The 18,871-nt window shown below is 51.8% G+C and carries 19 protein-coding genes; 12 read left to right on the forward strand and 7 right to left on the reverse strand.

What is annotated here, in order from left to right:
• Positions 1 to 65: 65 nt before the first annotated feature.
• Complete coding sequence (locus tag RC74_RS19065) at positions 66 to 1,343, forward strand: hemolysin family protein (protein WP_039000967.1); 1,278 nt, start codon at positions 66 to 68, stop codon at positions 1,341 to 1,343.
• A 293-nt stretch (positions 1,344 to 1,636) separates the two neighbouring features.
• A complete protein-coding gene (locus RC74_RS19070; RefSeq protein WP_052274662.1) occupies positions 1,637 to 2,185 on the forward strand; it encodes a TerC family protein in 549 nt (182 codons plus the stop codon).
• Here the strand turns inward: RC74_RS19070 and RC74_RS19075 are convergent.
• Positions 2,113 to 2,826 (reverse strand): IS3 family transposase, encoded by a 714-nt coding sequence (locus tag RC74_RS19075; protein WP_039000966.1) that lies wholly within the window; start codon positions 2,824 to 2,826, stop codon positions 2,113 to 2,115. The genes RC74_RS19070 and RC74_RS19075 overlap by 73 nt on opposite strands.
• A gap of 412 nt (positions 2,827 to 3,238) precedes the next feature.
• Here RC74_RS19075 and RC74_RS21945 point away from each other — a divergent pair.
• Positions 3,239 to 4,197 (forward strand): IS630 family transposase gene (locus RC74_RS21945; RefSeq protein ID WP_156477400.1). Its coding sequence is split into 2 segments (ribosomal slippage): positions 3,239 to 3,580 and positions 3,583 to 4,197, totalling 957 coding nucleotides; the frame shifts between segments, so codons are not numbered across the junction.
• A 365-nt stretch (positions 4,198 to 4,562) separates the two neighbouring features.
• Complete coding sequence (locus RC74_RS19095; protein WP_039000978.1) at positions 4,563 to 4,853, forward strand: hypothetical protein; 291 nt, start codon at positions 4,563 to 4,565, stop codon at positions 4,851 to 4,853.
• Here RC74_RS19095 and RC74_RS19100 read toward each other — a convergent pair.
• Positions 4,850 to 5,515, reverse strand: a complete 666-nt coding sequence (locus tag RC74_RS19100; RefSeq protein WP_039000977.1) for a L,D-transpeptidase — start codon at positions 5,513 to 5,515, stop codon at positions 4,850 to 4,852. The two genes, RC74_RS19095 and RC74_RS19100, sit on opposite strands and share 4 nt — an antisense overlap.
• A gap of 577 nt (positions 5,516 to 6,092) precedes the next feature.
• Here RC74_RS19100 and RC74_RS19105 point away from each other — a divergent pair.
• Together RC74_RS19105 and RC74_RS22380 are read left to right on the forward strand one after the other, a co-directional pair.
• Complete coding sequence (locus RC74_RS19105) at positions 6,093 to 6,413, forward strand: HD domain-containing protein (RefSeq protein ID WP_052274667.1); 321 nt, start codon at positions 6,093 to 6,095, stop codon at positions 6,411 to 6,413.
• Between the two features lie 297 nt (positions 6,414 to 6,710).
• Positions 6,711 to 7,304, forward strand: a complete 594-nt coding sequence (locus RC74_RS22380; protein WP_156477525.1) for a hypothetical protein — start codon at positions 6,711 to 6,713, stop codon at positions 7,302 to 7,304.
• Here RC74_RS22380 and RC74_RS23795 read toward each other — a convergent pair.
• Positions 7,249 to 7,773, reverse strand: a complete 525-nt coding sequence (locus RC74_RS23795; protein WP_052274666.1) for a reverse transcriptase domain-containing protein — start codon at positions 7,771 to 7,773, stop codon at positions 7,249 to 7,251. The genes RC74_RS22380 and RC74_RS23795 overlap by 56 nt on opposite strands.
• A 118-nt stretch (positions 7,774 to 7,891) precedes the next feature.
• Between RC74_RS23795 and RC74_RS23225 the strand changes: the two genes are divergently transcribed.
• Positions 7,892 to 8,377, forward strand: a complete 486-nt coding sequence (locus RC74_RS23225) for a helix-turn-helix domain-containing protein (RefSeq protein WP_052274665.1) — start codon at positions 7,892 to 7,894, stop codon at positions 8,375 to 8,377.
• On the forward strand, positions 8,284 to 8,946 hold the full coding sequence (locus tag RC74_RS23230) for an IS630 family transposase (protein WP_236940092.1): 663 nt from the start codon (positions 8,284 to 8,286) through the stop codon (positions 8,944 to 8,946). Before RC74_RS23225 ends, RC74_RS23230 begins: the two co-directional genes overlap by 94 nt.
• A gap of 456 nt (positions 8,947 to 9,402) precedes the next feature.
• Here RC74_RS23230 and RC74_RS19120 read toward each other — a convergent pair whose 3' ends face one another.
• The 4 genes from RC74_RS19120 to RC74_RS19135 form a co-directional block, all read right to left on the reverse strand.
• Positions 9,403 to 11,019 carry a GMC family oxidoreductase gene (locus RC74_RS19120; RefSeq protein ID WP_039002764.1) on the reverse strand — a complete coding sequence of 539 codons (1,617 nt, stop codon included), beginning with the start codon at positions 11,017 to 11,019 and terminating at the stop codon, positions 9,403 to 9,405.
• A 43-nt stretch (positions 11,020 to 11,062) separates the two neighbouring features.
• Positions 11,063 to 11,491, reverse strand: coding sequence for a sugar dehydrogenase complex small subunit (locus RC74_RS19125; RefSeq protein WP_236939985.1), 429 nt, complete (start codon positions 11,489 to 11,491; stop codon positions 11,063 to 11,065).
• Between the two features lie 404 nt (positions 11,492 to 11,895).
• Positions 11,896 to 12,801: a bestrophin family protein gene (locus RC74_RS19130; protein WP_039002763.1), complete on the reverse strand. Its 906-nt coding sequence runs from the start codon at positions 12,799 to 12,801 to the stop codon at positions 11,896 to 11,898.
• Positions 12,798 to 13,709 (reverse strand): LysR family transcriptional regulator, encoded by a 912-nt coding sequence (locus RC74_RS19135; protein WP_052274893.1) that lies wholly within the window; start codon positions 13,707 to 13,709, stop codon positions 12,798 to 12,800. Before RC74_RS19135 ends, RC74_RS19130 begins: the two co-directional genes overlap by 4 nt.
• A gap of 156 nt (positions 13,710 to 13,865) precedes the next feature.
• Here RC74_RS19135 and RC74_RS19140 point away from each other — a divergent pair, with 156 nt between their 5' ends.
• From RC74_RS19140 to RC74_RS19155, 4 genes are all read left to right on the forward strand, one after another.
• Positions 13,866 to 14,981: an S-(hydroxymethyl)glutathione dehydrogenase/class III alcohol dehydrogenase gene (locus tag RC74_RS19140; protein ID WP_179946770.1), complete on the forward strand. Its 1,116-nt coding sequence runs from the start codon at positions 13,866 to 13,868 to the stop codon at positions 14,979 to 14,981.
• A 66-nt stretch (positions 14,982 to 15,047) separates the two neighbouring features.
• On the forward strand, positions 15,048 to 15,881 hold the full coding sequence (gene fghA / locus RC74_RS19145; protein WP_417935194.1) for an S-formylglutathione hydrolase: 834 nt from the start codon (positions 15,048 to 15,050) through the stop codon (positions 15,879 to 15,881).
• Between the two features lie 19 nt (positions 15,882 to 15,900).
• The gene (locus tag RC74_RS19150; RefSeq protein ID WP_039002759.1) at positions 15,901 to 16,398 is read left to right on the forward strand and encodes a GreA/GreB family elongation factor; all 498 of its coding nucleotides are present in this window, start codon (positions 15,901 to 15,903) and stop codon (positions 16,396 to 16,398) included.
• Positions 16,399 to 16,808: 410 nt separating this feature from the next.
• Positions 16,809 to 17,936 carry an aminotransferase class V-fold PLP-dependent enzyme gene (locus RC74_RS19155; protein ID WP_062628364.1) on the forward strand — a complete coding sequence of 376 codons (1,128 nt, stop codon included), beginning with the start codon at positions 16,809 to 16,811 and terminating at the stop codon, positions 17,934 to 17,936.
• Positions 17,937 to 18,871 lie beyond the last annotated feature (935 nt).

Below are 18,871 nucleotides of genomic sequence, written 5' to 3' on the forward strand. Positions count from 1 at the left end.
ATCGTGGTATTTAACACAAAACCTGTGAAATGGATTCCGGAACTGTCCGGTAAAAGTTGGAGAGAATGGTCTTAGAAATTGCAGTCGTCATTCTGCTCACGTTCATCAATGGCGTGCTGGCGATGTCCGAACTTGCCATCGTGTCTGCCCGCCCCGCCCGATTGAAACTGATGGTTGACAAGGGCAGCAGGGGTGCCGCGATAGCCATCACGCTTGCCAAGGACCCCGGTCGGTTCCTGTCCAGTGTTCAGATCGGCATCACACTGGTGGGGGTGTTAGCGGGCGCTTTCTCCGGTGCGACGCTTGGTGCGCGTTTGTCCTCATCATTGGTTGAGGCGGGTTTGGCGGTGAAGTTTTCCCAGCCACTTGGTGTGGGGCTCGTGGTTGTGGCCATCACCTATCTGTCGCTGATCGTGGGCGAGCTTGTTCCCAAACAGATCGCTTTGCGTGCGCCCGAACAGGTCGCGGCCCGTATGGCGCCGATGATGGGGCTCATTGCGCGCGTCGCAGCACCGTTGATCTGGGTGCTTGATCGGTCCGGCAAGATTGTATTGCGTCTGCTCGGTCAGTCCGGCGCCCAGTCGCGAAAGGTGAGCGATGAAGAAGTGCGCCTGATCATCGCCGAGGCCGAAAGCACCGGAGCCATGAACCGCGCCGAAAGCGGGATGATCGCGGGTGTCATGCGCGTGGCCGATCGTACGGCGCGCGGGCTTATGACGCCGCGCCACGAGGTTGAAACGCTCAACGCATCCAGCAGCACAGCGCAGATCCTCAAACAGCTTCGCGGGATGAGCCGGTCCAGACTGCCGGTTCAGGACGGCGATGCAGACGACATCATCGGCGTGTTGATGACACGCAACATTCTGGGGCCCGCCTTGATGAACGAACCCTTCGATTTGCGCGCCCTGCTGCGTGAAGCGCCGGTCGTCCAGGGTGGACAAAGCGCGTTGGAGGTCATCGAACGGTTGCGCACGGCGCCCGCGCATATGGTGCTCGTCTATGATGAATATGGCCATTTCGAAGGTATCATCACACCGATGGACGTTTTGGAGGCCATAACCGGCGACTTCCCGGACAGCGAAGCGGACGAAGCCAAAGTCGTCACACGTGTCGACGGATCGTACCTAGTCGCGGACTGGATGCCCGTGGATGAATTCGCCGATCTGTTGTCGCTGGAGCTTGACGATGATCGTGATTACCAGACGGCAGCCGGATTTGTCCTTGAGAAGGTCGGCAGGCTGCCCGAGGTCGCGGAACGATTTGATCTGCAGAACTGGTCAATCGAAGTCGTCGATCTGGATGGTCGCCGCATTGACAAGCTGCTGGTAACGCGCGTGAACTAGGGACCAAGACGGCTGCAATCTGCTGCGCCAGACAATCATCCCGAAATTTGCGATTTCCGGAACATTGATCAGCGGTTAATCGCTTGCCTAGATGTGACTGCCCTGTCTCTGTGATGGCAATAGAAAATCAAGATCACATGCAAAAAATTGATTTCTCTGGCAGGTGTTGTGCGCCAATTCGCCACTCACCACTTCGTATATGCTGGGTCAAGGTTTGCTCCTGAAGCTGTGGCGCGTTGGGTGAACGAGACTTTCGAGTACTCTTCAACCGTCTTTTTCGGAGTTTTGGTGACATGGACCTTCTTTTTGTCGATTTCTTGGGAAAACCTGTATGGAGTTGGATTGGTTTTCTTTTGCTCGTTCTGGCGCTTCTGATCTTCGACCTTGGCGTGTTGCAACGCAAACCCCACGGAATCGGAGTGCGCGAAAGCCTGATGCTGTCAGCCTTCTACATCAGCATCGGATTGCTGTTCTCGCTTTGGGTTTGGTACTTTTTGGGCCAACCGTCCGCACTTCAGTATTTGACCGGCTTTGTGGTTGAAAAAAGCCTCGCACTGGACAACATTTTCGTTATCGCGATGATCTTTGGATATTTCGGTGTGCCGCGCGCCTATCAGCATCGGGTGCTGGTCTATGGCATCATTGGCGTTGTTATCTTGCGTGGTATCATGATCGGCCTTGGCGCGGCGGTGGTCGCGCGTTTTGTAGTGAAGTGGTCCTGTTTTTTAGGACAGGTTTACGGCTTTGCTAAGTTGCGTCCGGTTTATGTTCATGCCGCTTTTCGTATTTCTGCTTGTCCGAAGTATGCAATGTCAGGCGTACCCTTTTCAAGGGCGGTGTGAAGGCGCTCGGAGTTGTAGAACCCGATCCAGCTGTCGATGATCCGTTTTGCTTGGAACCCGTCGATAATTTCATGCAGATAGACGGCCTCCTGCTTCAGGGATCGCCAGAGGCGTTCGATGAAGATGTTATCCAAGTAGCGACCGCGACCGTCCATGGAGATTTTGATGTTGGCTTCAGTCAAAGTCGTGATCCAGCCCGCGCCTGTGTATTGGCTGCCTTGATCCGTATTCATGATCTCTGGCTTGCCATATTTGGCAATAGCTTCCTCCAACGCCTCAACACAGAAGCTGGCATCCAGCGTATTGGAGAGCCGCCAGGACAGAACCTTGCGGGTTGCCCAGTCCATGATCCCCACCAGATACAAAAAGCCACTTTTGACGGGAATGTAGGTGATGTCGCTGCACCAAACTTGATTGGGCCGCGTGATCGGCAGCTTTCTCAGCAAGTAGGGATAGATGCGGTGCTGAGGATATTTTTTGCTGGTGTTTGGGCCTTTATAGATGGCCTGCAAGCCCATAACTTCCATCAGGGGACGGACACGGTGCCGGCCTGCTGAAAACCCCGACTGGGGAAGATAGGCGGCAATCTGGCGGCTGCCAAAAAACGGATACTTCGTAAAAATACGATCAATTTCACGCATAAGATCAAGCGTTGCTTGATCAAGGCCGACTGGCGTGTAGTAGATCTATGAACGGCTGGTCTTGAGAAGCTTGCATTGGCGCGTCAGGCTCAACTTCGCGTTCGCCTTGCGGATCATTTCTCGGCGTTCAATGGGGCTCATCGCTTCAGCCCTTGTGACAAAAAATCGTTTTCCACCCGTTGGCTGGCAGGGGTGTTTACACCCCGAGAAGCGCCAGTTGGCCGATCTTGGCATGAAGTTCCTTGATCTCGCCATCTTTGTTCTCAGCCTTTTTGACCTTGTCTGAGAAGACGCTTGCCATGCCCTCAATCGCCTGCCGTTTCCATGTACTAAAGCGTCGAGCTTAAATATTGAATCGATAGGATTCCGTTGAGTTCAGTTTTGTGATTCACTCTGGTTGGGAGGATGGATCATGTCAGCAGCATTACCGATGGCGCTTCGGGCGCGGTTTCAAGAGTACATTGAGGAAGGGTTGAGCGGTCGTGCGGCGGCGGCGCGTTTGAAGGTTTCGGCGGCCACGGGCGTTCGCTGGCTTCGCAGAATCCGTGAGCGAGGCAATGCCACACCGGATGTCCAAGGGCGACCAAAAGGACACGGAAAGCTCGCGCTCCACCGTGAGTTTCTTGTAGAGTTGGTCGCGCAGGATGGTGACATCACACTGCCAGAACTGGCCGGAGCGCTGAAGGCCGCCACGGGTGTTGTTGCCCATTCTGCATCTATCGGACGGTTCCTGCGCAAACTTGGTTACACGTACAAAAAAAGTCACTGGTGGCCACCGAGCGGCTCCGCGCCCATGTGAAGCTGCGTCGTCGGGACTGGTTCCGGTACCGTATTCCGGCAATGCAAGCGCATCCTGAACGGCTCGTCTTCATAGACGAGACGTCAGTAAAAACCAATCTGACCCGACTACGTGGGCGCAGTCTATGCGGAAAGCGTCTGGAAATGGACGCACCGTTTGGGGCGTGGGGCACTCAGACGTTCATTGCAGGCCTGACGCAAGATAACCTGATTGCACCATGGGTCATCAAGGGGGCGATGGATGGTGAGGCGTTTGAAGTCTACGTCCGCAATGTCCTTGCCCCGGAACTGCGACCAGGCACTGTCGTCATTTGCGACAACCTTGCCACCCATTACAACAAGGCGGCTGCAGAAGCCTTGCGGGAAGTCGGGTGCTGGTTCCTCTACCTGCCGCCGTACTCACCCGATCTCAACCCCATTGAAATGGCCTTCTCAAAACTCAAAGCCCACCTTCGAAGGATCGGAGCCAGAACATTTGACCAGATGTTCGATGCCCTCGCCAAAATTTGCAATCTCTTCACGCCAGACGAATGCTGGAACTTCTTTTGTGAGGCGGGATACGGATCAAGTTAAAAGCTCGATGCTTTAACCTGCGTAGGATGGAGCTGGCGCTTGGCCGCGATCTCCTGAACTGTCTTATCTCCACGCAGTGCTTCCAACGCCACCGCAGCCTTAAACTTGTCTGAAAAGTTCCGTCGCTTCGTCATACTCGTATCCATTCATTCGTGTTGGATACATCTTAGCACGCTGTCCGAATTTGCCGGACCACTTCACCTTTCCTCGACGCTACAATATCAAGCCAACACTAGAAGTGTATTTGATGCGTGACACCCTGCTATCTGAGAGCGAAAGCGTTATCGCCGCAGCACCCTCTCGACAATAGCGGCTGTTATTTCGTACACTTACGGCAATTAGTTGATGTTTGAAGGAAATATGCGATGAAAGTTCTGGCTTGTGTTATTGGCTGCGCGACGTTTGCGCTTACTGCGTGTACAGAGTTTCAAGGCACGCCGCCCTCAGTCAACGGTCAACCTGCGGATTATCGGACGAGCGATGTTCCCGAAGGGCTTCGGGCCATGGCCGCTCCTTATCAGGACCTCAGCGAAGTACGGATCAATGACTCAGACGGGTGCTATGTCTATCGCTATACAGGCCCGGTTGAGACGACATTCCTACCTCTCCGCACAAACGAAGGGCGGCCGATCTGCTCGCGCTCCCCTGAAATTTAGCTCTGCGCGGTAATTGTGTCTTCAGGCGGATAGAGATAGGCCCGCACACCGGTCGAGACAAAATCATACAAATCATTGATGTGCGGCATCGCCATGCGTACACACCCCGAACTCGCCCGCCCGCCAATAGAACCAGGGCTAGGCGTGCCATGAATACGAAGATAGGTATCGCGATTTCCCACATATAGATAAAACGCCCGCGATCCGAGCGGGTTCGTCGGGCCGCCATCCTGACCGTCGGCGTATTGCTCATACAATTGCGGATCGCGTTTGAGCATCGCGGTTGTGGGTGTCCAAGTCGGCCACTTAGCCTTGCGTCGGATGGTATATGTCCCCGGCTCATAAAGGCTCCCGCGTGCGATCGCGACGCCATAACGCATCGCGGTGCCGTCGTTGCGGATGTGGTAAACATATCGAGCAATAGCATCGACATGGATGTCGCCGGGCGTTAGCCCCGCATTCGCTTCAACAACTTGCGGCAGAAAGCGCGGGTTAAAACCCCAAGGATTGGACGTCGCCGGATCGTAATCGGGTGGGGTTACTTGTGCATCCCATGCAGCCCAATTTGCGGAATTCGATGTTGGAGCCGCCGACAGCGCGCTTGGGATAGGTGCGGAAAATAACGCACCAGAAGTAATCACAAAATGGCGTCTGGTTAACATGGGTTTAAGTTCCTTGTGCACCGATAAAATAAAAATTCACTTCGCCAAGGTATATTCTGTATCGCCGAAGGTCCATGCAAAGTTGATCCACCATCCTAAATCAGTAAATTTGCAGAAAGTGTCCCGATAGTCCGTACATATCTACGCTTGGTTTCAACTTTTGCGCTTCTAACTCAAGGGTTTCCCGATTTCTTCAATTGATCCATTGCCGCTTCCAGCGTCTTTACCCGCTCGGAAAGGGTTAGTCGCTTGGCTGCAAAATCAGCCGTGTCTTCTGAGGCATTTGATACCGAAGGTTCCGCCCAGAACCCAGTCTCTTTCAGGTAAGCCTCGACGGCTCCCTCAATCACCCCATTGCGGGAGCCGTCGGGGTTCTCAGCCAGCTAGCGCTCAAGTGCATCCATCCGTCTTGCACCTAAGCGAATTGAAATTGGGCAATTTTCCACGAGTATCTCCAATATTAGCGGTTCCAACTGTTTGTAACACGTAATTTATCACTGGTAACACAAAACATTTGTAATACGTGCCACGTGTTGCAAATATTGAAGATGTAATAAGCAACCAACGGAGATACAGGATGACACCAGAAGACCTCGCAACCGCCCGTCATGAAGGACAATTCCGCAAGGGGGCAAACCCCACGCCCTACGTAACGCATTGCGCCGAGGTTGCTGATACCGTCGCGCGGCATGGTGGTGAGGCAGATACCGTTTCAGGAGCTTGGTTGCATGACACTGTTGAAGATACCAAAACAACACTTGCTGAAATCGACCAGTTGTTCGGAAACATTGTTGCGGCGCTGGTTGGGAAGTCACTGATGACCTATCCCTTTCCAAAGAAGAGCAACGCAAAGCACAAATTGCGACCGCACCTCACAAATCCGCAGGGGCGGCGTTGATCAAGGCAGCGGATCAGACGACCGCTTTCGCAGGCGTACCACCGCGACCGATCAGCTTTTGCCAGTTGCAGCCCCTGATATTTATGGCGCCACAGTATTGCATACTTCCAAAGCTGACATCCAGCTCTTAAGTTTTGACGAACGCTCTGGCCTCGGGCGAATTCTGAGCGCAGGTCTCGGTGAAAAGCTCGCACGTCTGAAGTCAAGCAGGGCAAAGACATTGATGAGCGTGCCGATCTTGCCAAAGGCGACTCGTATCATCGCAATTCATTTGCAAACCTGCAATCGACCGCCAAGTTGATCGCCAACGTAATTGGTAACAAACCGCTTTCTGAATTGAAACGCACTGATTTCACAGAAGCTTTCTCCATCATTCAGAAGGTTCCAGCAAGGGGCATTGACCGAATTACATCCAGCTTCCAATTGACTTTCTGCAGCCTGGCATTTTTTTTAACAGCTTTTTATGTCTCGACGGCAGCTAAGGCCTGCAATTATGCAGAAAAATTATTGCCATTTTTTCTTTCATTACCGAGACACACCGAAGTTCCTTTCATCCACGAAAGGAACTTCCAATTGCAATCAACCCATCAAAAATTCCGGATCTCAGCCTATGCCGCCGAGTTCATCAAAATGTCACGATTTTCAGCACAAACCGCAAGGTTATTTTATGCACTCATATTCTTGCAGGATCAGACCGATGAATCTTGGCCGTCAATTTCAATTAAAAGCCATAAACCAGAAAGCCACTTTGTTTTTGTTGGTGAGCTTCGTGACCTCTGTTTTCCAGCCAGAACAGGTTCAAGTCGGTTTCTGAGAAAATTAAAATCTATAAGTATCATTTGGTTGATAGTACTCGGAGAGCATGTTGCGCATAGACTGTTAGCAAATTAACTTCCTCGGGATCGAGAGCCTTGAGACTACCGTATAGTCCCGCGACTTTGTTCCGCTCACCGCGATAATTCTCAGGGTTCAATCTAACTCGGTGCAAATATCCTCGAACGCGGTTCCTCCACGCTCGGGAAAAGTTGACCTTGTCATTAATTACGACACCGGTAACATCCATTCTGTCACCCGCCCCCATAAATTTCGTTTTGTTTCGGTTAAGTTCGAACCCGTTATTGGCAACGATTCTTTCAACCTTACCTACAAGACCAGCATCCAACCAATTCTGAGAAGAGAAAGTCAAATCGTCGGCATATCTAGTATAAAGTATAGGAAAATCAGCCATAGCCATCTCCTCATCTAACTTTGACAGAACAATGTTGCCGATTTCCGGGCTGGTAGGTGCGCCAGTAGGTGCGCAATCCTGATAAGTTGTTAGGCTTGTTAGAAGCTGAGCTCCTTCTGCGCCATACCCCATGCGCAATTATCAACCATCTGCGTGGAAAAGCTAGGGAAGAATTTTTTAATATACTCGGGGTTTTTGAACACCCGACTTTTGCATTGGTGGACTGAGCGAATGAGTTTCAGGTGTCTTTATGATCCGCCCTAATTTTCTTACCACTGCAGACCGCCTTGAGCTTTTATCCTGCGTGAAGCGCCAGCGTGAGGATTACGGGGTTGCGCGGCGGGCGAATGCGCTTTCGCTGCTGAATGATGGGATGTCATGTGCCCAAATCGCAAAGGTTCTGTTTCTGGACGACGACACGGTGCGCAGCTGGCACAAGCAATATTTGGCTGAGGACTGGGAGGCCGTCGCCTACGATGGGTGGAAAGGCGGGCAGTCACGGATGACGATTGCTCATGAGGCGGATTTGAGCGAATGGCTTGAGGAACGGTTCTGCCGTTCAACGGCGCAGATCAGAGCCTATATGGGTGCAAAATTCAACATCCACTATCTCATTCTGGCTGCATCAAGCTTCTGGCCCGTCTGGGGTTCGAGTATCGCAAACCAAAGGCGCTGCCCCGTGTGGCTGACGTTGAAAAGCAGGCCGCATTCATCGCATTTCATACGAACCTACTGAATAACTTGCCTGCCGACGAGGCCGTCGACTTCTCGGATGCAGTTCATCCGGAATATCAAAGCAAACCCAGCCATGGTTGGGCTCGCAAAGGGTCAAATCCCGCCATCCAAACGACATCTGGGCGCGTGAACATTCACGGCGCTCTGAACCTGGAAACCTTTGACGCGCCCTTCGTTGAACCAACCACCGTCGATGGGGTCAGCTCCGTTCAGCTTCTCGCCAAAATTGAGGCCAGAAACCCTGACAAACGTATCATTCACGTCATTTGGGACAATGCCCCATACCACAAAGGCCCCAATGTCAGAGCGTTCCTGTCGCGCAAAAACTGTCGCATTCACCTGATCCAACTACCGCCCTATTGCCCTCATCTCAATCCCATTGAGAGGCTCTGGGCCGTCATGCACAGCCACGTCACCCATAATCGGCACTATCCAACGCAAAAACACTTCGCCAACCCAATCTTGAACTTTATGCGAGAGGTCGTCCCAAAAAAGTGGCGCAACTTTCGAGATCAAGTAACTGATAACTTCCGCATCATCTCACATCGCAACGTTCGGGTTGTGCTGTAGCCGCTGTATATCTACATTCAGAATGTGTTTAGCGCCAAGATGGACTTTAGCATTGGTCAAAAAACTCCGCCCCGCGCGAAATCCGTGAACGCTATCACCCAGCACAAATGAATTGAGAATATTATCGCAATTCCACCATTGGACAACTTTCAGGTATGTCCTAGGAGTAGTGACTTGTCAAAATGTTCCGTCACGCTTAGGAAGCTCGAAGGACCTATAGTGAAAACTTCGACGTTGGATCATGTGCCTTACAAGAGAGGTCGAGATACCAAGATAGCAGTTTTCACAGTAGATGCCGAAACCTTCAACAACTGCTTTGGTTTAGAACGGCATTTGTGGCCGCGGAAAGCGGGTTTTTTTCCGACCGTTCCAAGAAGGAGGGTTTGTTGCCTTATACTGATGTAGAGGGGCAACCATTTAGGCAAGACAGAACTTGCCCAAATGGTCTTTGATCACCTATTCCACAGAGGATGCAATTGGATCAACCGCGCGCAGTGACAACGCTGCGATTGTCAGCGTCGGATTTGCCGTGGCCGAAGTCGGAAAGACGCCTGATCCCAGAAGGAACAGGTTGCTGTGATCAAAACTACGCAAATCCGCATCAACCACTGAAACTTGCGGATTTGACCCCATACGGACCGTACCAATAATATGGCCTGCCCCCTGAATATCGGGAGAATGCTGCACGTTCTTGGCTCCCAACATTTCAAACACTTCGTCGTGTGCTTCTTCCGCTGCCTTTAGGCCGGCGCGTGTATAATCGGAATAGTCATAGTTAATGACCGGCAGCGGCATTCCGTTGGCGTCACGTTTTTCTGGATCCAGCGTCACACGGTTTTTCGCATCTGGGGATTGTTCTACTAGGGAAGCAAGACGGATATGTCGTGACGTTTTATCTTTGATTGCGGCGTCTAGTTCATCCCCACGCAAACCTTGTTTAGCCAAATCTTCAACGGTAGACTGCGGTGCGCCCGTCGGCCAGCTGTGGCCGTCATTGCCGATTTCAATACGAAACGCTGCATGATTCTTACGGAAATCACCGTCACGCAAGTTTTCGATCCCAGAGGTAGAAAGCGGACCGCGATAAGGCCAGACAGGTTCCGCTGCTTCCGCCCAGCTAAGTCGGCTGGGGTGGTCCATCAAGTTGCGACCAACCTGATCAGAACTATTGGCGATACCGTTCTCTGCACCTTCCTGAGCTGAATTAAGAAGCAAGCGCGGCGTTTCGATCCCATGTGCCGCAACAACAAAAACTTTGCCCGACGCGATTCCGGTACTGCCATCAGCGCGGCGAAAATCGACAGATATGATTTTGCCATCTTGACCAAGGTTCAGTTTGGTTGCTGTCGTCTGGTCATAGACTGTTGCACCAGCGGCTTCTGCCTGGGCAACATGGACTGTGGCATCGTATTTGGCCTGAATAGGGCAGACCGGAATACAAGATGCGTTGCCGCAACATTCCGGGCGGTCGGCATGAAAGGTTGAGTTTCGGCCCTGAGGTGTTGCACGAACTTCAAATTTTGACTCCTCCAGCGCCGCTGCAAATTTCTTATCCAAGTAGGACATCGGTATCTCGCCCATTGGGTAGTCACCGGAGCGTGGGGAACCTAGATCAATAGAACTGTTACCCGCCACACCAATTTCTTGTTCGGCAGCGAGATAGAAAGGTTCAAGATCATCATAATCAATAGGCCAATCCACGGCCTGCCCATAAAGGCTTTGAGTTTTGAAATCTGAAGGCACGTTGCGCAGCGTTGTTCCAAGCCAGTGCCACGTTGTACCGCCGACCACCTTCACATATGTCGAACGGAACAGTTCTGGACCTTTTTGCTGGTAATAGTCTTCGATCTTATGGCTTAGCGGGTGCGGTGCGGTATCATCGTTCGGATATGCGGATTCAGGAACCTTGATGGCCGCGTTCCAAAATTTATCTACTGCATCGAACCGATCAATGCGCTTTCCAGTTTCCAGAAACGCAACGCTCAAGCCTTTTTCAGCAAGCTTCGATCCAGCGATTGCACCAGCAACACCAGTGCCGATGATAAGGATGTCTGCGGTAATGTCGTCTGCCATGTTCGTGGCTCCTTAATATCTTGAAATTTTAGAAGTTTCGCGATTAGATTTCCGGGACATCAGCCCAATATCCAACACCGCCGCCGCAATAGCCCATTGGTTTAGTATACGTCATTGCATACCACATCTGGGCGTCAGTGTAGGTGACAACCTGCTCGCTATCAGGATTGGGGGACGTACCACTGTACCATTTCCCCACGATATCATTGGCCAAATCGTCGTTACCCTGACCATTGACCAAAGCCGCAACCGCGTCACCTTTGCCGGCAGTTTCGTATGCTTCAAGCATCGCTGCGGCAAAATCTGCATCAAGTTTATCAACCTGAGTGAGATCTTGGGATAGCTTTAGGAACGCGTCTGTATCAATTTCTTGGGCTGATACGTACGAAGGCCATTGTGTGACGACCAAAATAGCTGACGTTGATGCTGCAGTCAGAAGGTGACGACGGGTCATCTGTGTTGTTATGGTCATTTTTTAGATCCTTAATTTTTTCCTTGGAAGTCATCCAGTTTTTTGGATTTTTGAGCAAAACGTTCTGAAGCTATTGGTGCATTCACAAGATTTTTTGCAATGCAGTCATCTCACTAAATATTTTCATAATGATTGCTGTACGATATTATTTTTTGCACATAAGCATCATCAGGATTCTATTATCATTTGGCCAAACGTGCAGACCCTTCGCGTCTTTTGGATTGTGCGAAGCGTGACCACGAGTACTCGGAGCTCGGAGCTCGGAGCTCGTTTCGAAATAGCTAGCCTTTTAATGGCACAAGGCTAGCGGCATGCCCTAACCAACCCTAGTCTGTTTCCTCTGATAATGCCATCCTTATGGGGCGCACCCTGCAATTATCACTGACTTAAAATGACGGCACGGTTCAACTCAACACATGGTTTGTTACAGGCAACGCAGCGGGCGGAGTTCGATCCAGCGCTTCAGACACCGATATCTCAATTGTCCGGCACATCGCGTCAAGCGGCAGACCGTTTTGTACATTGCGAAACGGTAACTCCAACTCGTTCGTCACAGCTTGCAGGCCAAAGAACACATAGACCACAACGGCGGCAAATATTGGGGCGAACCAGCCAGTCGCTTCGATCAGTGCGAAGGGAAGCAGCCAGCAATAAAGATAAGTCGTCCGGCGGACCAACAGAGAGTAAACAAACGGCAGAGGCGTGGTGAAAACCCTTTCACACCCTGCTTGTGACAATGCCAAAGATGACAGCGTTTGCGAGATCGTCATCTGGCCGAACCCGCTGACTGCATCCTCTTTGATCAGCATGCCAATCTTGTCGGCCATCGACCGTAACGCTGCATCTGCGGGGTTTTGTCGGGCGATCATTGCGTCGGCATTTTCTTCGCCAACCCAGTCGACGATATCCGCCTTCACATCGACACCTCGCAAAAAACCACGGTGCAAATGCGCAAAAGCGACAGCGAAGGACAGTATTTGTTCGCGATCTTCACCTTTACCAACAAAGACACTCATGTGCCGCCCCAGATTGCGCACATCTGCGATCATTGCACCCCAAAGTTTGCGGGCCTCCCACCACCGATCATAGGCAGCGTTGTTGCGAAACCCGAGGAACAGCGAGAGTGCGACACCAAATATCCCCATCGCGCCGATAGATATACGCGGCAACGGGACCACATATCGATCCAGCAGCGTTACAACGACAGAAAGAAGAGCGATGCTGATGATCCGGCCAATGATTTTCGGCACGACCGAGCCTTGCATTACAAAGAACAGCTTTAGGGTTGACGGGTGTTCTCTGACGATCACTTGAGTATCCTATTCGCTTTTGGCATCATGTCTTGTGTTTGTCCCAAACCCTCGCTCAGATGATCCAGAAGCAACCGCACTTTGGGTGAAAGGTGGCGATTGTGCGGGTAGATCGCCCAGATACCGTCGTCGGGCGCGCAGAAGTTTTCTAGGATCGGGACCAACCGGCCTGCTGCAATATCTGCGCGAACATAATAGTCTGGAAGTTGGATAATTCCGATGCCCTTAGTTGCAGCATCGACGAGCGCCCAGCCACTGTTACAACGAATATTGCCTTTGACGCGGATGTGGCGGGGCTTACCTTTTTCTTGAAACCGCCAGGTGTCCAGTGTGCCTTGCAGGCAATTGTGCCGGTCTAACTCGGACAGGGTATATGGCGCGCCCTGCCCTGCAAGATAAGAGGGAGACGCGCAGACATAGTGTGTGCGGGATGCCAGCCGTTTGGCCATCATCGTGCTGTCTTCCAATTCGCCCAAGCGGATCGCCAAATCATAGCTTTCTGCCACCAGGTCAACCATCTGATTGGTCAATATTAGCATCACATTCAACTCGGGATAAAGCGCGACAAAGTCGTTGATCAGCGGCGCAATTCTGGATTCGCCGTAGGTCACGGGCGCGGTCAGGTTAAGCCTGCCTTTGGGGGTCTCGTGCAGATCGGTGATGGCACGGTCAGCATCTGCCAGCCCATCTAGAACCTGTCGGCAATGATAGTAATAGATTTGCCCTGTATCGGTGATCGAAACCTTGCGCGTGGTGCGATAAAACAGTTTGACGCCCAGCCGTGCTTCGAGTGCCCCAATTTGACGGCTGACCTGCGCCGTGGAAATCCCCAAGCGGTTGGCGGCGGCGGTAAAGCTCTCGGCTTCGGCGACTGCGACGAATTCTGAAATGCCTTCCCAAATTGCCAAAATTGTTTCCTCTACCGCTGATCCAAGTGATTTTGACTATTACTGTACGGTAATAGTCATTTGCGCAAATGCCCAATTATCCTTTGGCGGAAATAGTGTAAAACGTCAATCGCAAACCGCCGCACCAGAAAAAAGTGAGTTGAGATGACCGATTTAATTAAATCCAAGGCCGCCGTTGCCTGGGCCGTTAACCAGCCGCTCTCTATTGAAGAGATCGACGTGATGCCACCGCAGGCCGGTGAGGTCCGCGTCCGTATTGTCGCTTCCGGCGTCTGTCACACCGATGCTTTCACCCTGTCGGGCGATGATCCCGAAGGCCTGTTCCCAGTCATTTTGGGCCACGAAGGCGGCGGGATCGTTGAATCCATTGGCGAAGGCGTGACCAGCGTGGCCGTTGATGATCACGTGATCCCGCTTTACACACCCGAATGTGGCGAGTGCAAATTCTGCAAATCCGGCAAAACCAACCTGTGCCAGAAAATCCGCGAAACCCAAGGGCGCGGTTTGATGCCCGATGGCACCAGCCGTTTTTACAAAGACGGCAAACCGATCCTGCACTACATGGGCTGCTCGACTTTCTCGGAATACACCGTGTTGCCGGAAATCTCGCTGGCTAAAGTGAACCCCGAGGCGCCATTGGAAGAAGTTTGCTTGCTGGGTTGCGGCGTCACCACGGGCATGGGAGCTGTGATGAACACCGCCAAGGTCGAAGAAGGCGCGACCGTCGCGATCTTTGGCATGGGCGGCATTGGTCTGTCGGCTGTGATTGGTGCGGCAATGGCCAAGGCCAGCCGGATCATAGTGATCGACATCAACGAGAGAAAATTTGATTTGGCTCGCAAACTGGGCGCGACGGATTTTATCAACCCGAAAGACCACGACAAGCCGATCCAAGACGTGATCGTCGAGATGACCGATGGCGGCGTTGACTATTCGTTCGAGTGTATTGGCAACGTTAACGTCATGCGTTCAGCACTGGAATGCTGCCACAAGGGCTGGGGTGAATCTGTCGTCATCGGTGTTGCAGGTGCTGGTCAGGAAATCTCCACCCGCCCCTTCCAACTGGTCACTGGCCGCGTCTGGCGTGGGTCTGCTTTCGGTGGCGTTAAGGGGCGCTCTGAATTGCCCGAATACGTCGAGCGTTACATGCAGGGCGAGTTCAAGCTGAATGACTTCATCACCCACACCATGGGTCTTGAGGACATCAACACTGCGTTCGATTTGATGCACGAAGGCAAGAGCATCCGCTCGGTCATTCACTTCGATAAGTAAACAAAAAGATCGGTCGCACCAATTTTGGCGTGGCCTCAACTTTTGAACGGCAGGTGCAGCATGTCACTGGAGAACACGAACGTTAACAAGAGTTTCGGCGGCTGGACCAAGCACTACGCCCACCGCTCAACCACGCTGAACTGCGATATGCGGTTTGCGATCCATCTGCCGCCCCAAACTGCAAACGGACAAAAAGTACCCGTAATTTACTGGCTTTCTGGGCTAACCTGCACTGATGAGAACTTCATGCAAAAGGGGGGTGCCCAACGCATGGCCGCAGCGCTTGGCATCGCAATCGTCGCGCCAGACACCAGTCCGCGCGGCACAGATGTGGCCGACGATGATAGCTATGATCTTGGTAAAGGTGCCGGATTTTACGTCAACGCGACACAGGCACCGTGGAACCGCCACTATCACATGTATGACTATGTGCTGAACGAACTGCCCCAGTTGATCGAAACCACCTTTCCAGTCAGCGACAAAAGGTCTATTTTTGGTCATTCTATGGGCGGGCATGGTGCGCTTGTTATGGCACTTCGAAATCCTGAAAGATTTCAATCCGTGTCCGCCTTCAGCCCGATTGCAAACCCTGTGGATTGCCCTTGGGGACAGAAAGCGCTCACAGCCTATCTGGGTAAAGATACCGCCGCTTGGGCAGACTACGACGCGAGTATTCTGATGCGCAAAGCTGACGTACTTGTGCCCGCGCTCGTTGATCAAGGCGAGGCCGACGAGTTTCTAGAAGATCAACTGAAACCTGAGGCATTAGAAGCGGCGGCAAAGGCGAGCGGCTATCCTTTGAAGCTAAACCGTCGCGATGGCTATGATCACAGCTACTACTTCATAGCCAGTTATATCGAAGACCACCTGCTGTTTCACGCTGGGCATTTAAATCTTTAGACTTCTAGGGAGATCATCCATGAGTAAGGCATTCACAAAAGAAGAGGACGGTGACGAAAGTATTCGACTGGACGACCTGCCACAAAGTCCGCATCCAAATTTGGTCACGCCGTCAGGCCTCGCTACTTTGAATGCGCGACTGAGTGAACGCCGGAGGGATCTGGCAAAGCTAAAGGAGACCCCTGATGCATTTGACACGAAGCAAGCCGTCGCAGTCACAGAGCGAGACATTCGCTTTCTCGAAGGGCGCATTAGTCGGGCCATTGTTCCTGATCCCAAAAACCACCAAACTGATATCGTTGCCTTTGGGGCAGAGGTTGATGTCATGACCGAGGACGACACGCGGCGAACATTTCGAATTGTAGGAGAGGACGAAGCCGACCCAGTTCAAGGCCTTATCGCTCCCTACTCACCTCTTGGTGTTGCCCTACTTGGAGCCGAACTCGGCAGCATCGTCGAGTGGCGCAAACCTGCCAGCACAGTTGACCTAGAGATCCTTGCGATACGGTTTCCATAGAAAACACCAGCTGGGTGAGCGCACGCAATCCGGTTTGGAGACACTTTCTTGCATAATTTTGCGGCAAAGGGATGACTATTGGAAATGCAAAATTCAGTGATGATTTCAAACCAGATGCAGTGCATCAAATAACGACTCGTCACAATTAGGCCCAAACTCACCCCACTTCAAAAGTCGCAGTTCAACTAGCGATTACACACGATGAAAGGCCTATCTGTTCAACTCTAAACAGAACAGATCACCCCTTTTATCAATCAAAACGAGGCTGGTTGTGCAAGTTCTCAGCCTTTTCCATTGAACGCCCTCGCCGATCCGATGCTAATCTGTTTAGCAGCTCCACTCGAAGAAAGGTGGCCAACTCGATTGAACGCACTATATATTCGGTGATGTAAACAAATAGGATAGCAAGAATGACTCACCAAGGCTCCACAGTTGATCCAGACGGTTTGGCGGAATTTTCAGTCGTGTTTACGGACCGATCTCTCAACCATATGTCTAAATCCTTTCAACGCGTTATGAACGATATCTCTGGTATGTTGAAATCCGTTTACGCAGCGCAGGGTGTGGCCCTTGTTCCTAGTGGCGGCACCTACGCGATGGAAGCAGTTGCACGCCAATTTGTCAACAATCGCAAGGCTTTGGTTATTCGGAACGGGTGGTTTTCTTATCGCTGGACGCAGATATTTGAAGCGGGGGATATTCCGGCCTCGTCCACCGTCCTTAAGGCACGCCGCACAGGTAACCACCATCAAGCCCCCTTCTCTCCCCCGCCGATTCAGGATGTGGTTAAGACTATTTTGGATGAGCAGCCAGACGTGGTTTTTGCGCCCCATGTCGAGACATCTTCCGGCATCATGCTCACCGAAGATTACATTCGCGAGATCACAACGGCGGTTCATTCCTATGGCGGCATGTTTGTCCTCGACTGTATCGCATCGGGTACTGTTTGGCTTAACATGGACGACCTCGGCATTGACGTTCTGATTTCCGCGCCGCAAAAAGGCTGGAGCGCTTCGCCCTCCTCGGGCTTGGTTATGATGAACGATTTGGCGATTGAGCGTCTTGGTCAAACGCAAAGCACAAGCTTTTCTTGTGATCTGGCGAAATGGTTTCAAATCATGCAGGCCTATGAAAACGGCGGCCATGCCTATCACGCGACAATGCCAACTGACGCATTGGCTAAGTTTCGCGATGCGATGTTGGAAGCCAAGGAGATCGGTTTTGACACGTTGAAATCCAATCAGCTTGAATTGGGAGTAAAAACGCGTGAACTTTTGGTTGCGAACGGTTTCCCAAGTGTTGCCGCAGAAGGATTTGCAGCCCCGGGTGTGGTCGTGTCTTATACCGACGATCCTGCCATCCAAAATGGCGCGAAATTTTCTTCACAGGGTATGCAAATTGCGGCCGGTGTTCCTTTGCAATGTGATGAGCCAGAAGATTTTCGGACATTCCGCCTTGGGCTTTTTGGTTTGGACAAATTGCAAGACGTTGACAGAGCCGTCGACAAAATCCGCACCGCACTTTCAAAGCTTAAATAGAGGTATGGGATAGTCTGAGACTCGAGCCTAAGGCCCGGATTTAAAACCATGTTTGCTTCACACGGCCGCACTCCAAAACCGGAAGTCCGGCGGTGTGGGGCTCACGAAACAGTTACATCGCAACACTCATTGGGCCAGATTCTTCGTCCGGGTCAAAGGTGCTAACATGGCCGCCGAAAGTGTGGATACTGGATTTATCAAATCGGTTCAAAGATTGTCGCGTGAACTGTGTGATAACTTTGACCAGAAGACTGCAGAAAGAACGAGCAAACCATCCAAACTTCACGCGGGCTTCCGACTCGGGCGTCGTCGCATAGTAACGTAGGTATCGGTCAGACCCTTGGTGGTGAATGCCCAATCCTCCATCGTTTCACGCCTCGATCGATAGTCATTGCGCTCAGCATGGTACGGTATTCAGTTGGGCTGGACAGTGTGACGCTATGCGGGGCTATCATCGATGTATTACGCCCCAGTAGGCGTGAATGCGAAGAGGCTTACATAAAAGGGAAGCTGTTTGTCGCGGACTTGATGCATAAGGCTTCCTTCATGGTTTGCGACATTGAGGGCCGAAAGACCTATGATCGCGAAGTCGGGGTTTGTTATTTCATAATGGAAGATGTACAAAAAATACTTGCAAAACACTATGCGATTAGACGACACCATCCGCTAAGCAGTCATCTAAGCTGCTTGCGGCTAAGGTCCGGTTTGAGCCCTCTTTACCGGTTGCTGCAGCGGGAAAAAACGTCAGCTTTTGTTCAAGTTAGCGTTACAGTATTTAAAGGCCGCATTTGGGTTCGGATATTTTCCGCGAAGATCTATCGAGCCAGAAGTCAAAGCTGGTTGGTTGCATTTGATCAAAGACGCACCGTGCTTTGCCTACACTGCGTACGCGGTATGTAGCGAGATTCAGAGCCACGGGATTGCGGGTTCAACCG

This window comes from Falsihalocynthiibacter arcticus (assembly GCF_000812665.2).
Taxonomy (GTDB): domain Bacteria; phylum Pseudomonadota; class Alphaproteobacteria; order Rhodobacterales; family Rhodobacteraceae; genus Falsihalocynthiibacter; species Falsihalocynthiibacter arcticus.